A 19,203-nucleotide genomic window follows, 5' to 3' on the forward strand; every position below is an offset into this window, starting at 1 on the left:
CTTTAATCCCGGATGGGACGGGGTTATGAAATAATTCCATCGGACATGGTTCCATGCCGCATTCCGCGCTGGCGGGGTGAACCGGCGCGCCGTTGCGCGGCTGGCGGAGGGTGAATTCATGTCCGCTCGGATTGGTCCAGGCGGGGGGCTTTCTAGGTGTCGGCGCGGTCATTCAGCTACAGCGGCCAGGGCTTCTCGCAACGTGGCGAGAAGAGCCGCTTCGTGCTGCCTCCCGCATTCCGCAAGGCTGTCAGGGAATCCAGCGAATCCCGCATTCTCTGCCTCGCCAAGCATGAGCGCTGGAATTGCCTTACCGGCTTCGGCCTTTCCCGCCGGGAGGAACTGGAAGCGCAGATCGATCGGGAAGAGGAGCAGGCGATCCGTCGTGGGCAGGATTTCGATCGCGACCTGCGCGCAATGCAGCTCTTCGGATTTGTCGAAGTGCCTTTCGATGACAGCGGCCGTTTCGTGATGCCCGATCATCTCGCCGAATTGGGCCGGTTGGACGGCGGCGTGTATTTTCAGGGGGCCGGGAGCTTCTTCACTCTCTGGAATCCGGCCGAACTCTATCTGATGGGCGCGGGCTGGGAAGGCGCGCAAGCCGCCTGTCGCATGCTGGAAGGCGATGCTGGCACGAAAGGGCGCAGGTCATGACCGGCCCCGGCGCCAGGGCGCATATCCCAGTCTTGCTGGACGAGGTGGTGGCCGCGCTCGATCCGCGCCCCGGCGATGTCATCGTCGACGCTACTTTCGGTGCCGGCGGATACACCCGCCGCCTGCTCGATGCCGGTGCTGTGGTGCATGCCTTCGATCGCGATCCGGATGCCATCGCCGTGGCCGGAACATGGCCGGAAACCGTGGAAAACCCGCCCCGGCTCATTCTCCATCCCCGGCGCTTCTCCGAAATGGTCGCGGCGCTGGCGGAAGAGGGAATCGCCAGTGTCGACGGAGTGGTCATGGATATCGGCGTTTCCTCGATGCAGCTTGACCAGCCGGGGCGAGGCTTCGCCTTCTCCACGGACGGCCCGCTGGACATGCGGATGAGCCAGGATGGCGAAAGCGCCGCCGATTTCGTCAATACGGCGGATGAGAGCGCGATTGCCGACATTCTGTTCCAATATGGGGAAGAGCGGCAGTCGCGCCGTGTCGCTCGCTCCATTGTCGCCGCGCGGCCGCTGTCGACCACTGGCCAACTGGCTCAGGTGGTGCGCAAGGCGCTGGGCTATCGGCCCGGCGCGCCCAAGGACCCCGCCACGCGCAGCTTTCAGGCCATCCGCATCCATGTGAATGCCGAGCTTGATGAGTTGCTGGCCGGGCTGAGCGCCGCCGAACGTCTGCTGCGCGAGGGTGGCAGGCTGGCGGTGGTTACATTCCACAGCCTCGAGGATCGCATCGTCAAGCGTTTCCTGCGCGATGCCTCCGGCGCTTCCGCGGGGGTATCCCGTCATTTGCCGGCCGGCCAGGCGGAAAGCGCCGCGGGGGCCGTCTTTGCCCGGGTGGGCAAGCCGCTGCGTCCGTCGGAGGCGGAGATCCAGCGCAATCCGCGCGCCCGCTCCGCAACGCTCCGCAGCGCGGTCCGAACCGCCTCTCCGGCCCGGAAGGAGGCGGCGTGATGGTGCCCGGCAGCCGGTTGCGCTCCATTGGATGGGCTGTGGTTCTGGCGGTCAGCCTGATCCTGTTCGCGGCGCTGACCTTCCAGGTGAATGCCGTGAAAAGCAAGGTGCGGTTGGCGGAGCGCAAGATCGTGGCGCTCGAGCAGGAAAAATCCATGCTCGAAACCGAATTTCAGGCGCGCGCCAGCCAGCAGCAGCTGGCCAACTGGAACGAGGTCGATTTCGGTTACAAGGCCCCGGTGGCCGGTCAGTTCCTGGAAGGCGAACGGCAGCTTGCGATGTTCGGCACTCCGCGCGCGCCGGGAGCGCCGGAGCCGATCCGCGTCGCGTCCGCTCCATCGGATGACGATGTGCTCGGTGCGTCATCCGACGGGATCGTCGCGATGGTCTCCCCGATCACGGGCAGGGCCTTTGCGGCGGAACTTCCCAAGGAGCCTGAGGGAAGCGCCGCAACCATAGAGAATCTTTCGAGCCGCCTGAATCTCAAGGCGACGCGGATCGTCCTGCCGTCGGTGCAGGAGGGCGCCGAATGACAGCGATCAGCGTGAGCACGGCGATCAATTCCGGCCGTGTCCAGCTGGTCGACATCCGTCAGCGCCTGCTGCTGACGGCCCATTTGCGCATCCTGTGGATATTGGGCCTGTTCACGCTGGTGACGATCGCGGCGCTCGCTCGCGTGGTCCAGCTTGGCCTGTTCGAGAACGCGCTGCAATATCATTCCCTGCGCGAAACGCTGCTTCCGCCACGCGGCGAAATCGCCGATCGCAATGGAGTGCCGCTGGCCCGTGCCTTTCCCGCCTATGCGCTATGGTATAATCCGCAGGCCTTCGACGATGGCGGATCGCCCTTGATCAAGCCTCCGCGCCAGGTGGCGCGGGAACTGGCCGCGATCTTTCCCGACATGGATGAAGCGCAAACCGCGGTCCGGCTGGCCAGCGGGAAGCCCGGATATCTGCGCCGGCGTATCCTGCCGGACGATGCGAACCGGGTGCAGCGGATCGGCGAGCTGGCGCTCGAAATCCCGCGGGAAGGCGATCGCTTTTATCCGCAAGGTTCGATGGCGGCTCATATTCTCGGCTATGTCGGCGCCGATGGCCATGGGCGGGTGGGAATGGAGCAGGTGCTGGACAAGCAACTGCTCGATCCTGCCCAGCGCGGCAAACCGGCGCAGCTTTCCATCGATCTGAGAGTGCAGGGCGCGCTGGAGGACGAATTGCGCCGGGGCATGCTGGCCACCAATGCGGTCGGCGCGGCCGGCATCGTGCTGGATGTCGATACGGGTGAAGTGATGGCGCTCGCCTCGCTGCCCGAGTTCGATCCGAACAAGATCGACGCGCGCGGCGAAAAGCTGATGTTCAACCGTGTCACCAACCAGGTCTACGAACTCGGTTCCACCTTCAAGCCGCTGACGGTGGCGGCCGCGATCGACGCGGGCGTGGTCACCGATCTCGCCAAGCGCTACCCGGCCAACCGTCCGCTGGAGATCGGCGGATTCAAGATCCGCGACAGCCACCCCATTGGCGCGTCGATCAACGTGCCGGAGACGCTGATCCATTCTTCCAACGTCGTCACCGCGCAGATCGCCGACGCCCTGGGGGGCAAGGCGCTCAAGCGCACCATGGCGGATCTGGGCATGAACGAACGGCCCTATATCGAGCTTCCGGCACGGGGCTTCCCGATCTGGCCGAAGGGCGACTGGCCGCGCCTGCGCACCATGACCGTCAGCTACGGCCACGGCATCGCGGTCACTCCACTTCATCTCGCCTCGGCCTATGCGGCCATGGTCAACGGCGGGATCTGGCGCCCGGCGACCTTGCACAAACTGGCTCCGGGTGAAGTGCCCAAGGGGCGGCGGGTGTTCAAGGCGTCGACCAGCGCGCGCATGAACCAGCTCCTGCGCATGATCGTGGCCTATGGCACGGGCCGCAAGGCGGATGCGCCCGGCTTTCGCATCGGCGGCAAGACGGGCAGCGCCGAAAAGCCGGGGGCGGGCGGATACCGCCGCAGCAGCCTGATTTCCACCTTCGCCGCGGCTTTCCCGATGGACCGCCCGCGCTATGTCGTCATCGCCATGCTGGATGAACCGAAAGGAACGGCAGCCAGCTCATTCCAGCGCACGGCCGCATGGAACGCGGCGCCGATCGTCGGTGCGGTCGTGCCCCGGATCGGCCCGCTGCTGGGCGTCATGCCGGACGACAACCGCGACATCGATCTCACCGACCTCAAGCCGCTGGTCGGCAAGGGCGGCGGCGAATGATGCTGGGGGCACTCGCCGAAAAGGCTGGGCTGGCCGTCGGGTCCCATCGCGAGGATAGGGTGACCGGCTTTGCGATCGATCATCGCAAGGTCGCGCCGGGCACGGTGTTCGGCGCGTTCCGTGGCGCCAATGTCAATGGCGAGGATTTCATCCCGGCTGCCGTCGCGGCTGGCGCGATCTGTGTCGTGGCAAGGCCCGAGGCGCATGTCGAAGGCGCCGCGCATATTGCCGATGCCGAGCCGCGCCGCGCTTTTGCGCGGATCGCCGCCCGGTTCTTCGCTCCATTTCCCAAAACGGTGATCGCGGTGACCGGCACCAACGGCAAGACCTCCACCGTGGAGATGACCCGCCAGCTTTGGTGGATGGCGGGCAACAGCGCGGCTTCGATCGGCACTCTCGGCGTGACCACGCCCGATGGTTCGGTTTCGACCGGGCTGACCACCCCGGATATCGTGACCTTCCTTTCGAACATGAGTGGCCTTGCGCGCGAAGGCGTGAGCCATGTCGCTTTCGAGGCGTCGAGCCATGGCCTCGCCCAGTTCCGCAGCGAGGGGCCCGAAGTGTCCGCCGCCGCCTTCACCAATCTGAGCCGGGACCATCTCGATTATCATGGAACGATGGAGGCCTATTTCACCGCCAAGATGCGGCTGTTCGACGAGGTGGTGGCCAGGGGTGGGACGGCGGTCGTGTGGATGGACGATCCCTTGGCGGCAACGGTTTGTGAGCGGGCGCGCGGCGGGGGGCTGCGCGTGCTCACTGTGGGCGAGCAGGCGTCGGACGGCCCGGACGGGGTCCGCCTGCTCGCCCGCATCCCCACGCAGCTCGGGCAGAAAATAGAGATCGCGCATAATGGCCGGCATTATCATGTCACGCTGCCTCTGATCGGCGCCTATCAGGCGGCCAATGCCCTGGTGGCGGCCGGTCTGGTTCTCGCGACCGGCGGAGAGCCTGCCGCGACCTTCGACGCGCTGGCGCGGCTGCAGCCGGTGCGGGGCCGGCTGGAGCGGGCGGCGATTGCGCGCAGCGGCGCCCCGATCTATGTGGATTACGCCCATACGCCCGATGCGCTGGAAGCGGCCATTGCGGCGCTTTCGCCGCATGTGAACGGCCGCCTGATCACCGTGGTGGGAGCAGGCGGTGACCGTGACCAGGGAAAACGGGCTCCGATGGGCGAGGCGGCCGCCGCGGGGTCGGGCCTCGTGATCGTCACGGATGACAATCCGCGCGGGGAAGATCCGGCCGGCATTCGCGCCATGGTCATGCAAGGCGTGGCGCGTGCGGGCGGCGAAGCCCTCGAGCTTGCCGATCGGCGAGAGGCGATTGCCGCCGCGATCGATGCCGCGAGGGCGGGCGACATCGTGCTGATAGCAGGCAAGGGGCACGAGGAAGGCCAGGTCTTCGGCCGTGGACCCGATACGAAGGTCGTGCCCTTCAACGATGTGAATGTTGCGAGGGAATGCGCCGGCATTTCCGCAGGAGAAATTGGATGAATGCCCATCCGGCTATGTTTGAGTGGCCTGCCGATGCCCGCGATCTGCTGCCCCTTGCCCTGTGGGATGCGGCAGGCGTCGCCGCCGCCACCGGCGGCGTGGCGAGCTGCGATTTCGAATGTTCCGGGGTCGAGATAGATTCCCGCGATGTCAGGGAAGGCGATCTGTTCTTCGCCTTGAAAGGGGAAAGCACCGACGGCCACCGCTTCCTCGATGCGGCCTTTGCCAATGGCGCGGTGGCGGCGGTGGTGGACCGTCCGATCGACCGCCCGCATGTGCTGGTCGAGGATACGATGCAGGCGCTCGAGGCGTTGGGCGCGGCGGCGCGGAATCGCGCGGACGCGGTGGTGATCGGCGTGACCGGGTCGGTCGGCAAGACCGGGGTCAAGGAGGCTCTGTTCGCCGCGCTGGACCGGTCCAGCCGGGGATATGCCCATCGCTCGGTCAAGAGCTACAACAATCACGTCGGGGTTCCGCTCAGCCTCGCGCGGATGCCGGCGCGGACCATCTACGGCATCTTCGAAATGGGCATGAACCATGCCGGGGAAATCGCGGCCCTCACCCGGCAGGTGCGGCCGAATGTGGCCGTTATCACCACCATTGCTCCGGCCCATATCGAGATGCTGGGCAGCGAGGAAGCGATCGCCGACGCGAAGGCGGAGATTTTCGAGGGGCTGGAAGCTGGCGGCACGGCCATCATCCCGGCGGACAGCCCGCATTTTGGGCGCCTGCGCGACGCCGCGCTGAAGTCCGGGGCCAAGGTGATCTCGTTTGGGCGGGCCGCGAACGCCGATGTCCGGTTGCTGGACATGGTGGTGGCCAGTTCGGGCGGCTCGCTGGTCACGGCCGATCTCGGTGACCGCAGGGTGTGCTACACCGTTTCGGCGGCGGGCGATCACTGGGTCCTGAACTCTCTGGCGGTCATGGCGGCGGTTCGGGCAGCCGGCGGCGATCTCGGCGCGGCGGGCCTCGCGCTTGCGGAAATGGGCGGGCTGGCCGGACGGGGGGAGCGGCTGGACATTCCGACCCCGGACGGTGGCCACGCGCTTCTGATCGATGAAAGCTACAATGCGAACCCTGCCTCCATGCGGGCGACGCTGGCGCAACTTGGCCAGACGCCGGCGAAGAGGCGGATTGCGGTATTGGGCGCGATGAAGGAACTGGGCGACTTTTCGCCTGCCTTTCACGCGGCTCTGGCCGAGCCGATTGCCGCAGCCGAACTCGATCATATGATTCTGGTCGGTGACGAGATGGAGGCGCTTGCCGGTGAACTGGGGAAAGCCGAAGGCGGAACGCTTGGCAATGGCCTCACCTTTGCCCATTGCGGCAATTGCGATGAAGCGATTGCCGCGCTTTCGGCCTACGGCCTGAAGGATGGCGACGCGGTTCTCGTAAAAGGATCCAATTCTGTCGGGTTGGCCAGGCTGGTCGCCCGTCTTTCCGCCGAGGAGAGTTGATGCTCTATCTTATTGCGCAATGGGTGGAGTTTGAAGGCCTCGCAAATCTCGTGCGCTACCAGACCTTCCGGGCCGGCGCGACGCTGATTACTGCGTTGTTCATCGGCCTGCTGATCGGCCCGCGTTTCATCAACATGCTGCGTGTCCGCCAGGGGAAGGGCCAGCCGATCCGGGAAGATGGGCCGAAGACCCATCTTGCGAAGCGCGGAACCCCCACCATGGGCGGGCTGATGATCCTGACTTCCCTGCTCCTGGCCATGTTGCTGTGGATGGACTTGAAGAGCCCCTTCGTCTGGGCCTGCATGGCCGTCACCGCCGGTTTCGGCGTGATCGGCTTTCTCGACGATTACGACAAGGTCCGCAAATCGAGCCATCGCGGCGTGCCCGGCAAAGTGCGCCTGCTGGGCGAATTCGTGGTTGCCGGGATCGCGGCCTGGATCATCGTCAGCCAGATCAATACCGATCTCTATGTGCCGTTCTTCTCGGCTTGGGTCATTCCGCTCGGGCCGTTCTACTATGTCTTCGCGGCCTTCGTGATCGTCGGCGCGGGCAATGCGGTCAACCTGACCGACGGGCTTGACGGGCTGGCGACCATGCCGGTGATCATCGCGGCGGGCACCTTCGCGCTGATCTGCTATCTTGTCGGACGGACCGACTATTCGAGCTATCTGGGCATTCCGCACGTGCCTGGCGCGGGCGAACTGGCGATTTTCTGCGCGGCGATCATGGGCGCGGGGCTTGCCTTCCTGTGGTTCAATGCCCCTCCGGCGGCAGTGTTCATGGGCGATACAGGCAGCCTGGCGCTTGGCGGTGCGCTCGGGGCCATCGCGGTCGCATCGCATCACGAGATCGTGCTCGGAATCGTTGGCGGCCTGTTTGTGCTCGAAGCGGTATCGGTGATCATTCAGGTATTCTTCTTCAAGCGAACCGGCAAGCGGGTGTTCCGCATGGCGCCGATCCATCATCATTTCGAGCAGCTTGGCTGGGCGGAATCGACCGTGGTGATCCGCTTCTGGATCGTCTCGATCGTGCTCGCCCTTGCTGGCCTTGCAACGCTGAAGCTCAGGTGATCATTTCATCCGCCTTTTCCGGGAAGCGCTATGCGGTGCTTGGCCTCGCGAGGTCCGGAATGGCGGTTGCCGAAAGCCTGCTGGCGAGCGGTGCGCATGTCACTGCGTGGGACAGGCAGGAAGAGCCGCGCGTGGTCCTCGAAGGCCGGGCGGAGATCGCCGATCCGCTGGTCATAGATCTCTCCGGCTACGACGCGGTGGTGGTTTCTCCCGGCGTTCCGCTGAACACCCATCCGATCGTGGAAGTGGCGGGCAATGCCGAAGTGCCGATCGTCGGTGACATGGAACTGTTCGCCCAGGCGCGGGACACGCTGCCGAACAATCGGGTCATCGGCATCACCGGCACCAATGGCAAATCGACCACGACTGCCCTGGTCCACCATATTCTGCGCAGCGCCGGCATCCCGGCGCGCATGGGCGGGAATATCGGGCTGCCGATTTTTGCGCAGGCCCCGCTCGCGACGGGCGGCGTTTATGTCCTGGAGCTTTCCAGCTACCAGATCGACCTGACCCGGAGCCTTGCCTGCGAGGCGGCGGGCCTTACCAATATCACGCCCGACCATCTGGACCGTTATGACGGATTCGAAGCCTATGCCGCTTCGAAGGCACGGCTGTTCGCAATGCAGGACCCCAGCCAATTGGCCGCCTTCGGCTGCGCGGATGGGCCGACCTGTGCCATAGCGGACCGGGAACGCGCGCGCCGGCCGGATGGGCGTGCGATCTGCATCGATCTGGAAGGGCTGGCTCCGTTTCAGCAGGAGTGGCCTTCGCTGCAAGGCCCGCACAATCTGCAGAACGCAGCCATGGCGGTCGCGCTGGTCGAGGAAATGGGCGTTACTCCTGCCCAGTGGCGCCCCGCGCTTGCCAGCTTTCGCGGCCTTGCCCACCGCATGGAGCGGCTGGGAGAAGCGAACGGCGTCCTCTTCATCAATGACAGCAAGGCGACCAATCCCGCCTCCGCCGCGCCCGCGCTCGCCGCCTATCCGCCCAATCCCGGCAAGCGCATCCATTGGATACTGGGGGGGCTTCCTAAGGGCGACGGCCTGGGCGAGTGCGAGGAATTCCTGGGGAACATCGCCGCCGCCTATACGATCGGCGAAGCAGGCCCGCGCTTCGCGGAATTGCTGGAGCCGGTCCTGCCTGTCCGCCGTTGCGAATTGCTGGTGGAGGCGTTGCGGCAGGCAATCGATGCGGCTCGGCCCGGCGATGTGGTGCTGTTCTCCCCTGCCTGCGCGAGTTTCGACCAGTTCCGCAATTACGAGATCCGTGGGGATACGTTCCGCCAGCTCGTAGCCGCGCTCACCGGGCTGGATACTGCCTGTCAGGAGGAAGAGGGGCGCTCGGCGGCATGATGTCCAGCAGGCCATATATTCCCGGGTCGGCGCAGAATCTCCCCTCGCTGGTGCCGCCTCGGCGCAGCCTCCGCACCGAGCTGCGGATCTGGTGGCGCGAGATTGATCGCACCCTGCTGTTTCTCGTCATCCTGCTGATGGCGCTGGGCAGCGCGGCGGTCGCTGCTGCCTCGCCGGCCAGCGCCCGGCGGCTTTCCAGTTCCGCCACGCAATTGCCCGACCTTTATTTCTACTGGCTGCATCTGCGCTGGCAGGCGCTGGGGCTGGTGGCCCTGATCGGGGCTTCGCTGCTGCCGCAGGAGCGGGCGCGGCGCTTCGCCATTCTCATGGGTGCGGCGATGATCGCGGCCCTGCTTCTGGTTCCCTTCATCGGCCAGGAGGTGAACGGGGCGCGGCGCTGGCTGCGGCTCGGCATCATTTTCCAGCCTTCGGAGTTCCTCAAGCCGGCTTTCGCCATCGTGCTCGCCTGGATTCTTTCTTGGCGCGCGCGCGACCCCAACCTGCCTGTCATTCCCATCACGGGCGTTATCATGGGGCTGGTCGCCGCCCTGTTGATGGCCCAGCCCAACTTTGGCGACACCATCCTGTTTGCCGGGGTCTGGTTCCTCATGGTGCTGCTGTCCGGCCTGCCGGTGCAGCGGATCGCCGCCATGGGCGGGGCGGGCGTCGCATTGCTGACCGCCACCTATTTCCTTTACGACAACGCGCGGCACCGTATCGACGCCTTCCTTGGCGGCGGCACGGCCTACGATCAGGTCGATCTGGCCAGCCGGACGCTGGTGGCGGGCGGGTGGACCGGCAGCGGCCTTTGGCTCGGCTTGCGCAAGCTTTCCCTGCCGGAAGCGCATACGGACTACATCTTCTCGGTGATCGGCGAGGAGTTCGGGCTGTTGGTCTGCATGCTCGTCATCCTGATCTATCTCGCCATCGTCGCGCGGGTGTTCATCCGCCTGGTGGGGGAGGACAATCTTTTCACGGTGCTTGCGGCCGCGGGCCTCACGGCGCAGATCGGCGGTCAGGCCTTCATCAACATTTTGGTGAACCTGCAGCTTTTCCCGTCCAAGGGCATGACGCTGCCGCTGATCAGCTATGGCGGATCGTCCACCGTGGCGATGTGTCTCACGGTCGGTTTCCTGCTGGCGATGACGCGCCGCAACCCGTATCTCAGCCGGGAGAAATTCGACTGGCGCGAAGCGCTGGCCGGCACAGGAGATGTTCGATGAATGCGGTAAGCCGCCATTATGTCCTGGCTGCGGGCGGCACCGGTGGCCACCTTATCCCGGCTTTCGCCCTTGCGCAGGAACTGGAGGCGCGCGGGCACCACGTCGCCCTGGTGACGGATGAACGGGGCGCGGCGATTCCCGGCAAGCCCGATACGCTGCCCGCGCATGTGCTGCCGGCCGGGCGGCTCGGCAAGAATCCGCTGGGCTGGATCAAGGGCGCGCGGGCGATCGTCGAGGGCCGCCGGATGGCGCTCCGCCTGTTCGAAAGTTTCGAGCCAAGCGCGGTGATCGGCTTCGGCGGCTATCCGGCCCTGCCTACGCTGCTGGCCGCCATTTCGGAGAAGATCCCTACGGTCATTCACGAGCAGAATGCCGTGCTGGGCCGGGTCAACCGCCTGCTTGCCGGGCGGGTCGACGCGATCGCCACCGCTTATCCGGAAGTGGACCGGCTGAACGAGAAGTTCGCGGGCAAGACCTATCTGGTCGGCAATCCGGTGCGGGCCGAGGTGCTTGCCTTGCGCGATCAGCCTTACCCCCCCTTTACCGAGGATGGGCTGCTGCGCGTTCTGGTGACCGGCGGCAGCCAGGGCGCGCGCGTGCTTTCCGAAGTGGTGCCCGATGGCCTCGCCATGCTGCAACCCGCCTTGCGGGCGCGGCTGCAAGTGATCCAGCAATGCCGCCCGGAAGACTTGAGCGGGGTTCGCGCGCGCTATGCCGGCCATGACATTCCGGCCGAACTCGGCACCTATTTCGAGGATATGGCGGCGCGGCTGGCTGACGCCCATCTCTTCATCGGCCGGGCCGGGGCTTCCACCATCGCGGAACTGACGGCGGTCGGCCGCCCCGCGATCCTGATTCCGCTGCCCATTGCTACGGACAATCATCAGGCCGCCAATGCCCGCGAGATGACGAAGTCCGGCGGGGCGCGGGCGATCCGGCAGGATCGCTTCACCGCCAAGGAACTGGCCAAGCAGATTCAGGCGATGGCGCAGGCGCCCGGCTCGCTCGGCAATGCGGCTCATGCCGCGTGGAACTGCGGGCGGCCCAATGCGGCGAAGGATCTGGCCGACCTGATCGAGAGTTTCGGCGGTGCGCCGCTGATGGATGTGATCCGCATGGGCGGGGAAGCGCGGCCCGAGCAGCGGGAAGCGCTGGCGCGGGACAACGCGGCATGATCGGGCTGCCTCGACAGGCCCAGGGTGGGCGGTTGTCCACGCCTTTCCATCCCATCCTGCCCGGCCTGCGCTTGCCGAAGCCCGCGCGCAACGCGAAAGCACGGCGATGAAGGGCGTCGGCACCGATATCGGGACTATCCATTTCGTCGGCATCGGCGGCATCGGCATGTCGGGCATTGCCGAGGTGATGCATAATCTCGGCTACAGCGTGCAGGGCTCGGACATTGCCGAAAGCGCTTCGGTGGAACGGCTGCGCGCGCGCGGCATCCGCATCTATATCGGCCATGCGCGCGAGAATGTCAGCGATGCGGCGGTGGTGGTGACTTCCACGGCGGTCAAGCGCGACAACCCGGAAGTCGCCGCCGCGCTTGAATCCCGCATTCCCGTGGTGCGCCGCGCGGAAATGCTGGCGGAGCTGATGCGGCTCAAGAACACGGTGGCCGTGGCCGGCACGCATGGCAAGACGACGACCACGTCGATGATCGCGACGCTGCTGGATGCGGGCGGGATCGACCCCACCGTCATCAACGGCGGGATCATCGAAAGCTACGGTTCCAACGCCCGGCTGGGCGACAGCGACTGGATGGTGGTCGAAGCGGACGAAAGCGACGGCAGCTTCCTGCGGCTGGACGGCACGATTGCCGTGGTCACCAATATTGATCCCGAACATCTCGACCATTACGGCGATTTCGAGGCGGTGAAGGAAGCGTTCCGCGAATTCATCGAGAATGTGCCGTTCTATGGCGCTGCCGTGCTGTGCATCGACCATCCCGAAGTTCAGGGCGTTATCAGCCGGGTGCGGGACCGGCGCGTGGTGACTTACGGCTTTTCCGCGCAGGCGGATATTCGCGGCGACCGGATCGAAACCATTGAGGGCGGCAATCGCTTCGACGCGGTGATCCGCCAGCGTGATGGCAGCCAGCGCCGGATCGAGGATATCCGCTTGCCCATGCCGGGGCGGCACAATGTCCAGAATGCGCTGGCGGCGGTCGCCGTGGCGGTCGAGATGGGTTGCGGCGATGATGTGATCCGCACCGGCTTTTCCAAGTTCGGCGGCGTCAGGCGGCGGTTCACCCGGGTCGGCCAAGTCGCAGGCGCCACGGTGATCGACGATTATGCGCATCATCCCGTGGAAATCCGCGCCGTGCTGGCCGCCGCGCGCGAAGCGACCGGGAACCGGGTGATCGCGGTGGTGCAGCCGCATCGCTACACGCGGCTTGGCGATCTGATGGACGAATTTCAGGGCGCCTTCAACGACGCGGACATGGTGTTCGCCGCGCCGGTCTATCCGGCTGGCGAGCAGCCGATCGAAGGGGTCGATTCCGGCGTCCTGGTGGAAGGGTTGAAGGCGCGGGGCCATCGTTCCGCGCTGGAGATTTCCGGGCCGCAGGAATTGGCCGACACTTTGGCGGAGATCATCGCGCCGGGCGACATGATCGTGTGCCTGGGCGCCGGCGACATCACCAAATGGGCCGCCGGGCTGGCCGATGCGATCCGTTCAAGGCAGGGATTGGCCGCATGATGGCGATCCAGCCCGGCGATTACGTGATGGATACGGGCGAATTGCCCGTCGTGGATATTTCGCCCGATATGGTGCGCGGCAAGCTGACCAAGGATGCCCCGCTGGCGCCGCTCGTCTGGTTCAAGTCCGGCGGTTGCGCCGATTGGCTGTTCGAGCCCGCGGACATCGAGGATCTGCGGAATTTCCTGGGCCGGCTGGGCGGCAGCGTGCCGGTGATGGCGCTGGGGCTAGGCTCCAACCTGATCGTGCGCGATGGCGGGGTGCCCGGGGTCGTGGTTCGGCTCGGCAAGCCATTCACGCGGGTCGAAGTGGAGGATGAGGTCACGCTGCGCTGCGGCGGCGGAGCCAGCGGCATACTGGTTGCGTCGAACGCGCGCGACGCGGGCATCGCGGGGCTGGAATTCCTGCGGGGCATTCCGGGCACCGTGGGCGGCTTCGTCAAGATGAACGGCGGCGCCTACGGCCGCGAGGTGGCGGATATTCTGGTCGATTGCGATGTGGTGTTGCCCGATGGGGAATCCGTCATCCTGCCGGTGGCCGACCTGCGCTATACTTATCGCCATTCCGTGTTGCCGGATGGCGCCATCGTCCTGTCCGCCCGGTTTCGCGGCCAGCCCGGCGACAAGGCCGCGATCGGCGCCGAGATGGACCGGATTGCCGCGACGCGCGAGGAAAGCCAGCCGCTGCGCAGCAAGACCGGCGGATCGACCTTCAAGAACCCGCCGGGGGACAAGGCCTGGCGGCTGGTCGATGCCGCAGGCTGCCGGGGGCTGAGGCTGGGCGGGGCGCAGGTGAGCGAGAAGCATACCAATTTCCTCATCAATACCGGCAATGCCACCAGCGCCGATATCGAAGGATTGGGCGAAGAAGTGCGCGGCCGCGTCCGCAAGAGCGAAGGCGTCGATCTCGAATGGGAAATCCAGCGGGTAGGGCGCCCATGAAGGAGTTTTCTGGCATGGGCGGCTTGCCCAGACTGCATGTGGCCGTGCTGATGGGCGGCTGGTCCAGCGAACGCCCCGTCTCGCTGATGAGCGGGGAAGGCGTGGCGAAGGCGCTCGAAAGCCGGGGCCATGTTGTGACGCGCATCGACATGGACCGGCAGGTGGCCGCGCGCATCGCGGAAGCCGCGCCCGATGTGGTGTTCAACGCGCTGCATGGCGTGCCGGGCGAGGACGGCACCGTGCAGGGAATGCTCGATCTGATGGGCATCCCCTATACTCATTCCGGCCTTGCGACCTCCGTCATCGCCATCGACAAGGAATTGACCAAGCAGACGCTGGTTCCGCACGGCATCCCCATGCCCGGCGGGCGGATCGTGGAAAGCGCCGCGCTTTTCCAGGGCGATCCGCTGGTGCGGCCCTATGTGCTGAAGCCGGTCAACGAAGGGTCGTCGGTCGGCGTCGCCATCGTGACCGAGAATTGCAATTACGGAAGCCCGATCCGCAGCGACGTGGAAGGGCCATGGCGCGAATTCGACCGCCTGCTGGCGGAGCCTTATATCCGGGGCCGCGAACTGACCGTGGCCGTGATTGGCGAACGGGCGCTGACCGTGACCGAGCTGGTCCCCAAGTCCGGCTTCTACGATTATGATTCCAAATATACCGACGGGATGACCGAGCATGTCTGCCCGGCCGAGATTCCCGATCATATCGCCGCATTGTGCAAGGACATCGCCTTGCGGGCGCATCGCCTGCTGGGCTGCAAGGGCACCAGCCGATCGGATTTCCGCTGGGATGACGAGCGCGGCGAGGAAGGCCTGTTCCTGCTGGAAGTCAATACCCAGCCCGGGATGACTCCGCTCAGCCTTGTGCCGGAACAGGCCAGGGCCTGCGGCATGGATTATGCCGATCTTGTCGAAGCGATCCTTGCCGATGCCCTGCGGGGCCGGCTGGAAGAAAGGGGAATGGTGAAGGGGGCGCCATGAGCCAGAAGATAAAGCGCGGCGGCAAAGGGGTGCGCCGCGCGGCGGCAGCGCGGGGCGCCGCGCGCAAGGTGGACAGGGCGCGGGCCACGACCGGCTCCGCGTTCGACGCGGCATTGCGGTGGCTGCCGTTTACCGAGGAACAGGTCCATCGCGGTTTGATGGCCGTGATCCTGGGCAGCTGCGCCGCCCTGGCATGGTTCGTTGCGAGCCTTGCGGGCCTGCCCGCCCTGGCGGGGGCGCAGCTGGCCGTGCTGGCCGCAGATGCGGGCTTTGAAGTGCGCCGCGTGGAAGTGCGCGGCGTCGAGCGCATGAACGAACTCAAGGTCTATGAGCGGGCGCTGGGCGAGCGCGACCGGGCGATGCCGATGGTCGACATTGCCGCCTTGCGCCAGGAACTGCTCGATCTTTCCTGGGTGAAGGATGCGCGGGTTTCCCGGCAGTTGCCCGATACGCTGGTGATCGACGTCGTGGAGCGTGTGCCCCACGCGGTGCTGCGCAAGCCCGGCCGCTTGATGCTGATCGACGATGAAGGGCACGAGCTGGAGCCGATCTCCGCGGCCAATGCCAAGGGCAAGCTGATCATTTCCGGCCCCGGTTCGGCTATGCAGGTGTCTGCCCTCACGCGGCTGCTGGAAAGCGCGCCCGCGCTGCGCCCGCAGGTGCGCGAAGCGGAATGGGTTGGCAATCGCCGGTGGAATCTCACCTTCAAGACCGGGCAGGTGCTGGCCTTGCCGCAGGGCGACGATCCCGCGACCACGGCCCTTGTTTCCTTCGCCCGGCTGGATGGCGTGAATCGCTTGCTGGGCGGAAAGGTCGCGGCCTTCGACATGCGGGCGCCGGAACGGATATACATGCGCATACCGGGGCGGTCGGAGCAGGCCATGCTGGATGCGAAAAACCCGAAAGAGAAGCGATGATGGCCTCCACGCCGCGCATTGCGCGCGTCTTCGGCGCGGTCAACATCGGCTCCTTCCGCATCTCCGCGATGGTGGCGGGCCTGTCCGAGACTGGAGAGATGGTGGTGCTGGGGTCGGGCCATCGCGCCTCGCAGGGCATCAAGCGCGGATATGTCACGGACATGGCGGCGGCCACCTATGCCGTGCGTGATGCCATCGAACGGGCGGAGAAGCTGGCCGGGACGAGCATTTCCAGCGTATGGATCGGCTGCTCCGGCGCAGGCCTGACCAGCCGCGTCGCCGAGGTCGAGATAGATATCGGCGGCCGCCGGATCGAGGATGGCGATGTCGAGCATCTGCTGGTCGCGGCGCGGGATACGATCCAGCCGGACGGGCGGATGGTGCTGCATGCCCAGCCCGCGCATTATACGCTGGATGGCGCCCATGGCGTGCCCAATCCGCGCGGCCTTCATGCGGAGCGGCTTGGCGTGGACATCCATGTGATGCTGGCCGATGGCGCGCCGATCCGCAACATCACGGAAGCGGTCCAGAACGCGCATGTCGATGTGGAGGCGGTGGTGGCCGCGCCGGTCGCCGCCGGCTATGCCTGCCTTTCGCCGGAAGAGCGCGAACTCGGTGTGGCGCTGATCGAGATCGGCGGCGAGATGACCAATGTGTCGGTTCACGCGGGCGGGATGCTGCTGGGCCTGGCCGCGCTGCCCTACGGCTCCGCCGACATCACGGACGCGGTGGCTTCCCATTTCGGGATTCGCCGGTTCCAGGCCGAACGGCTCAAATGCGTGGCCGGCTCGGCCATCGCCAGCCCGGCCGACCATCGCGAGATGGTCCCCGTGCTGGGGCCGGGCGATGAAGGGGGTGGCCCCGTTGCGCGCCATGCCGACGACAAGAACCGCATTCCGCGCGCCGAGCTGATCTCGGTGATTACGCGCGAACTCGACCGGCTGACCGCGGATATCGGCGCGGCGCTGAAGGGGATGGGCTTTTCCGGGCAGCGCGGGCAGCAGGTGGTGCTGACGGGCGGCGGCTCCGAACTGGCGGGTCTTGCCGATTATGCGCAGGCCGCGCTGGGCCGCCCGGTGCGGATCGGGCGCCCGCCTGCGCTCAGGGGCTTGCCGGAAGCGCATGCGGTGCCGGGCTTCTCGACTCTGGCCGGCCTCGTGCTGTATGCGTCCGCCGATCCCGTGGACATCCGGAGCATCGGCCTCAGCTATCAGCCGGCCATGCGCTACAGCGGAGGGGCGCTGATTCAGCGGGTCTTCCGCGCCATGCGGGAATATTTCTGATGGCGATCGCCGCATCGGTCCCCGCTCTGCCTCGTCTGGGCACCGTTCTGCCCGGCCTGTGGCGCAGGCTCGCTGTGGATAAGGTTATTTACGCTTTGCACGGGCGATTCGCTTTGTGGCAGAAGCGGAGTCAAACGCACCGTCACGCATGACGCCTCCTGGAGGGAGCATAATGAGCATCAATATCGGCCCACCGTCTGTCGAGGAACTCCGCCCCCGGATCACTGTGATCGGTGTAGGCGGCGCTGGCGGAAACGCTATCGCCAATATGATTGCGGCGGAGATCGAAGGGGTCGATTTCATCGTCGCCAATACCGACGCGCAGGCGCTCAACAATTCTATCGTGGAGCATCGCATCCAGCTCGGCCCCGACATCACGCAGGGCCTTGGCGCGGGTTCGCGGCCGGAAGTGGGGCGCGCCGCCGCCGAGGAAACGGTGGAAGAGCTTGAGCGCGCGCTGGACGGCGTGAACATGTGCTTCATCGCGGCCGGCATGGGCGGCGGCACCGGCACCGGCGCTGCCCCGGTGATCGCAGAAGCGGCGCGGCGCAAGGGCGTCCTGACGGTGGGCGTGGTGACCAAGCCGTTCCTGTTCGAGGGCACGCGGCGGATGCGCGCGGCGGACGCGGGCATCCAGGAACTGCAGAAGCATGTCGATACGCTGATCGTGATCCCCAACCAGAACCTGTTTCTGGTGGCCAAGGCCGAGACGACCTTCAAGGAAGCCTTCCAGCTTGCGGATGAGGTGCTGCAGCAGGGCGTGCGTTCGATCACCGACCTGATGGTCATGCCGGGCCTTATCAACCTGGATTTCGCCGACGTCCGTTCCGTCATGGGCGAGATGGGCAAGGCGATGATGGGCACCGGCGAAGGCGAGGGCGAGAACCGCGCGCTGGAAGCGGCCGAACGCGCGATCGCCAACCCGCTGCTCGACGGCGTTTCCATGCAGGGCGCCAAGGGTGTCATCATCTCCATCATCGGCGGCGACGACATGAAGCTGCTCGAAGTGGACGAAGCGGCCAATCATATCCGCGAACTGGTGGATCAGGACGCCAACATCATCTGGGGTTCGGCTTTCAACCCGGATTTGCAGGGCAAGATCCGGGTGTCGGTGGTGGCCACCGGCATCGATCAGGATTCCAGCGGCGTGGGCGCCGTGGAATCCGATGCCCGTCCGCTCAATCTCGGGGCGGGCCGCGCTCCGAAGCGGCCGGTTCTGCCGCTGCCGACCGAAGCGGAACTGTCGTATGGCGCGGCACCGGCGGATAATGCCGGGCTTGCGGAAGCCGTTCCCCAGGCGGAACCGCGCGCCTTCGAGAAACCCTATGAGGCGCCTGTCGCGGCAGAGGCTTCCGGCAACGGCGGGTTCGGCGGCATCGAGGCCGGGACGCCGGGGGCCGCGCAGGGCGATGAGCCGTTCGAGCTGACTTTCGAGCTGAACGATACGCCGGCCGCGGAAGAGGACGGCGAAGCCGAGGATGACAGCGGCTCTGCCGGCTATGCTTCGCTTGCGCCGGAAGATGACGGGCTGTTGCGCGATGCGGATCGCCTCGTTGCGGAGGATGCCCCGGTTTCCGGTGGCCTGCTGGGCCGCCGCCGCGGCCTGATCTCTGGCGGCGAGCCTGCGGATGCTCCGCCCGCCCCTGCCCAGCCCAATGCGGGCGGCGGGGCAAGCGCCGGCACCACCTTGTTCGAGCGGATGGCCAATCTGTCGCGCGGCACGCGCGATGAACGCGACGAGGATGACGGCGATGAGGATGGCGGTGGTTCCGCCCTCAATATTCCGCGTTTTCTGGGCCGGCAGAACAATCAGTAGCAGCTGACCGGCCGGGCGGGTTTGCCCGCCGGGTTGTTCGCGCGAGGTTCATATGGCCCATGCAAGGGCCATCCCTGCTGGGCTCGCTGCGGCACGGCGCAATG

At 66.2% G+C, this 19,203-nt stretch carries 16 protein-coding genes; all 16 read left to right on the forward strand.

Going from position 1 to position 19,203, the window contains the following annotated elements; genetic code table 11:
• The first annotated feature begins 156 nt into the window (after nucleotides 1-156).
• Nucleotides 157-654 (forward strand): division/cell wall cluster transcriptional repressor MraZ, encoded by a 498-nt coding sequence (locus U8326_RS01845; RefSeq protein WP_324741990.1) that lies wholly within the window; start codon nucleotides 157-159, stop codon nucleotides 652-654.
• Nucleotides 651-1,613, forward strand: a complete 963-nt coding sequence (gene rsmH, locus U8326_RS01850) for a 16S rRNA (cytosine(1402)-N(4))-methyltransferase RsmH (RefSeq protein WP_324741991.1) — start codon at nucleotides 651-653, stop codon at nucleotides 1,611-1,613. The genes U8326_RS01845 and rsmH overlap by 4 nt, the downstream gene beginning before the upstream one ends.
• A complete protein-coding gene (locus U8326_RS01855) occupies nucleotides 1,613-2,146 on the forward strand; it encodes a hypothetical protein (RefSeq protein WP_324741992.1) in 534 nt (177 codons plus the stop codon). The genes rsmH and U8326_RS01855 overlap by 1 nt, the downstream gene beginning before the upstream one ends.
• Nucleotides 2,143-3,870 (forward strand): penicillin-binding protein 2, encoded by a 1,728-nt coding sequence (locus U8326_RS01860; RefSeq protein ID WP_324741993.1) that lies wholly within the window; start codon nucleotides 2,143-2,145, stop codon nucleotides 3,868-3,870. Before U8326_RS01855 ends, U8326_RS01860 begins: the two co-directional genes overlap by 4 nt.
• Nucleotides 3,867-5,360 (forward strand): UDP-N-acetylmuramoyl-L-alanyl-D-glutamate--2,6-diaminopimelate ligase, encoded by a 1,494-nt coding sequence (locus U8326_RS01865; RefSeq protein ID WP_324741995.1) that lies wholly within the window; start codon nucleotides 3,867-3,869, stop codon nucleotides 5,358-5,360. The genes U8326_RS01860 and U8326_RS01865 overlap by 4 nt, the downstream gene beginning before the upstream one ends.
• Entirely contained in the window at nucleotides 5,357-6,817 is a 1,461-nt protein-coding gene (locus U8326_RS01870; protein WP_324741997.1) for a UDP-N-acetylmuramoyl-tripeptide--D-alanyl-D-alanine ligase, read from the forward strand. Before U8326_RS01865 ends, U8326_RS01870 begins: the two co-directional genes overlap by 4 nt.
• Nucleotides 6,817-7,887: a phospho-N-acetylmuramoyl-pentapeptide-transferase gene (gene mraY / locus U8326_RS01875; protein ID WP_324741999.1), complete on the forward strand. Its 1,071-nt coding sequence runs from the start codon at nucleotides 6,817-6,819 to the stop codon at nucleotides 7,885-7,887. Before U8326_RS01870 ends, mraY begins: the two co-directional genes overlap by 1 nt.
• On the forward strand, nucleotides 7,884-9,239 hold the full coding sequence (murD, locus tag U8326_RS01880) for a UDP-N-acetylmuramoyl-L-alanine--D-glutamate ligase (protein WP_324742001.1): 1,356 nt from the start codon (nucleotides 7,884-7,886) through the stop codon (nucleotides 9,237-9,239). The genes mraY and murD overlap by 4 nt, the downstream gene beginning before the upstream one ends.
• Nucleotides 9,239-10,462 carry a putative peptidoglycan glycosyltransferase FtsW gene (locus U8326_RS01885; protein ID WP_324743665.1) on the forward strand — a complete coding sequence of 408 codons (1,224 nt, stop codon included), beginning with the start codon at nucleotides 9,239-9,241 and terminating at the stop codon, nucleotides 10,460-10,462. The genes murD and U8326_RS01885 overlap by 1 nt, the downstream gene beginning before the upstream one ends.
• Nucleotides 10,459-11,637, forward strand: a complete 1,179-nt coding sequence (murG, locus tag U8326_RS01890; protein ID WP_324742002.1) for an undecaprenyldiphospho-muramoylpentapeptide beta-N-acetylglucosaminyltransferase — start codon at nucleotides 10,459-10,461, stop codon at nucleotides 11,635-11,637. The genes U8326_RS01885 and murG overlap by 4 nt, the downstream gene beginning before the upstream one ends.
• Nucleotides 11,638-11,743: 106 nt before the next feature.
• Nucleotides 11,744-13,159, forward strand: a complete 1,416-nt coding sequence (gene murC, locus U8326_RS01895; protein ID WP_324742004.1) for a UDP-N-acetylmuramate--L-alanine ligase — start codon at nucleotides 11,744-11,746, stop codon at nucleotides 13,157-13,159.
• Between the two features lie 26 nt (nucleotides 13,160-13,185).
• Nucleotides 13,186-14,100 carry a UDP-N-acetylmuramate dehydrogenase gene (gene murB, locus U8326_RS01900; protein WP_324743666.1) on the forward strand — a complete coding sequence of 305 codons (915 nt, stop codon included), beginning with the start codon at nucleotides 13,186-13,188 and terminating at the stop codon, nucleotides 14,098-14,100.
• Complete coding sequence (locus U8326_RS01905) at nucleotides 14,097-15,083, forward strand: D-alanine--D-alanine ligase (protein WP_324742005.1); 987 nt, start codon at nucleotides 14,097-14,099, stop codon at nucleotides 15,081-15,083. The genes murB and U8326_RS01905 overlap by 4 nt, the downstream gene beginning before the upstream one ends.
• A complete protein-coding gene (locus tag U8326_RS01910) occupies nucleotides 15,080-16,000 on the forward strand; it encodes a cell division protein FtsQ/DivIB (RefSeq protein ID WP_324742006.1) in 921 nt (306 codons plus the stop codon). Before U8326_RS01905 ends, U8326_RS01910 begins: the two co-directional genes overlap by 4 nt.
• Entirely contained in the window at nucleotides 16,000-17,283 is a 1,284-nt protein-coding gene (gene ftsA / locus U8326_RS01915; protein WP_324743667.1) for a cell division protein FtsA, read from the forward strand. Before U8326_RS01910 ends, ftsA begins: the two co-directional genes overlap by 1 nt.
• A 172-nt stretch (nucleotides 17,284-17,455) precedes the next feature.
• Nucleotides 17,456-19,099 (forward strand): cell division protein FtsZ, encoded by a 1,644-nt coding sequence (ftsZ, locus tag U8326_RS01920; RefSeq protein WP_324742007.1) that lies wholly within the window; start codon nucleotides 17,456-17,458, stop codon nucleotides 19,097-19,099.
• The last annotated feature ends 104 nt before the right edge of the window (nucleotides 19,100-19,203 follow it).

Origin of the sequence: Tsuneonella sp. CC-YZS046 (genome assembly GCF_035581365.1) — a bacterium.
In the GTDB taxonomy this organism is placed as follows: Bacteria; Pseudomonadota; Alphaproteobacteria; order Sphingomonadales; family Sphingomonadaceae; genus JAWKXU01.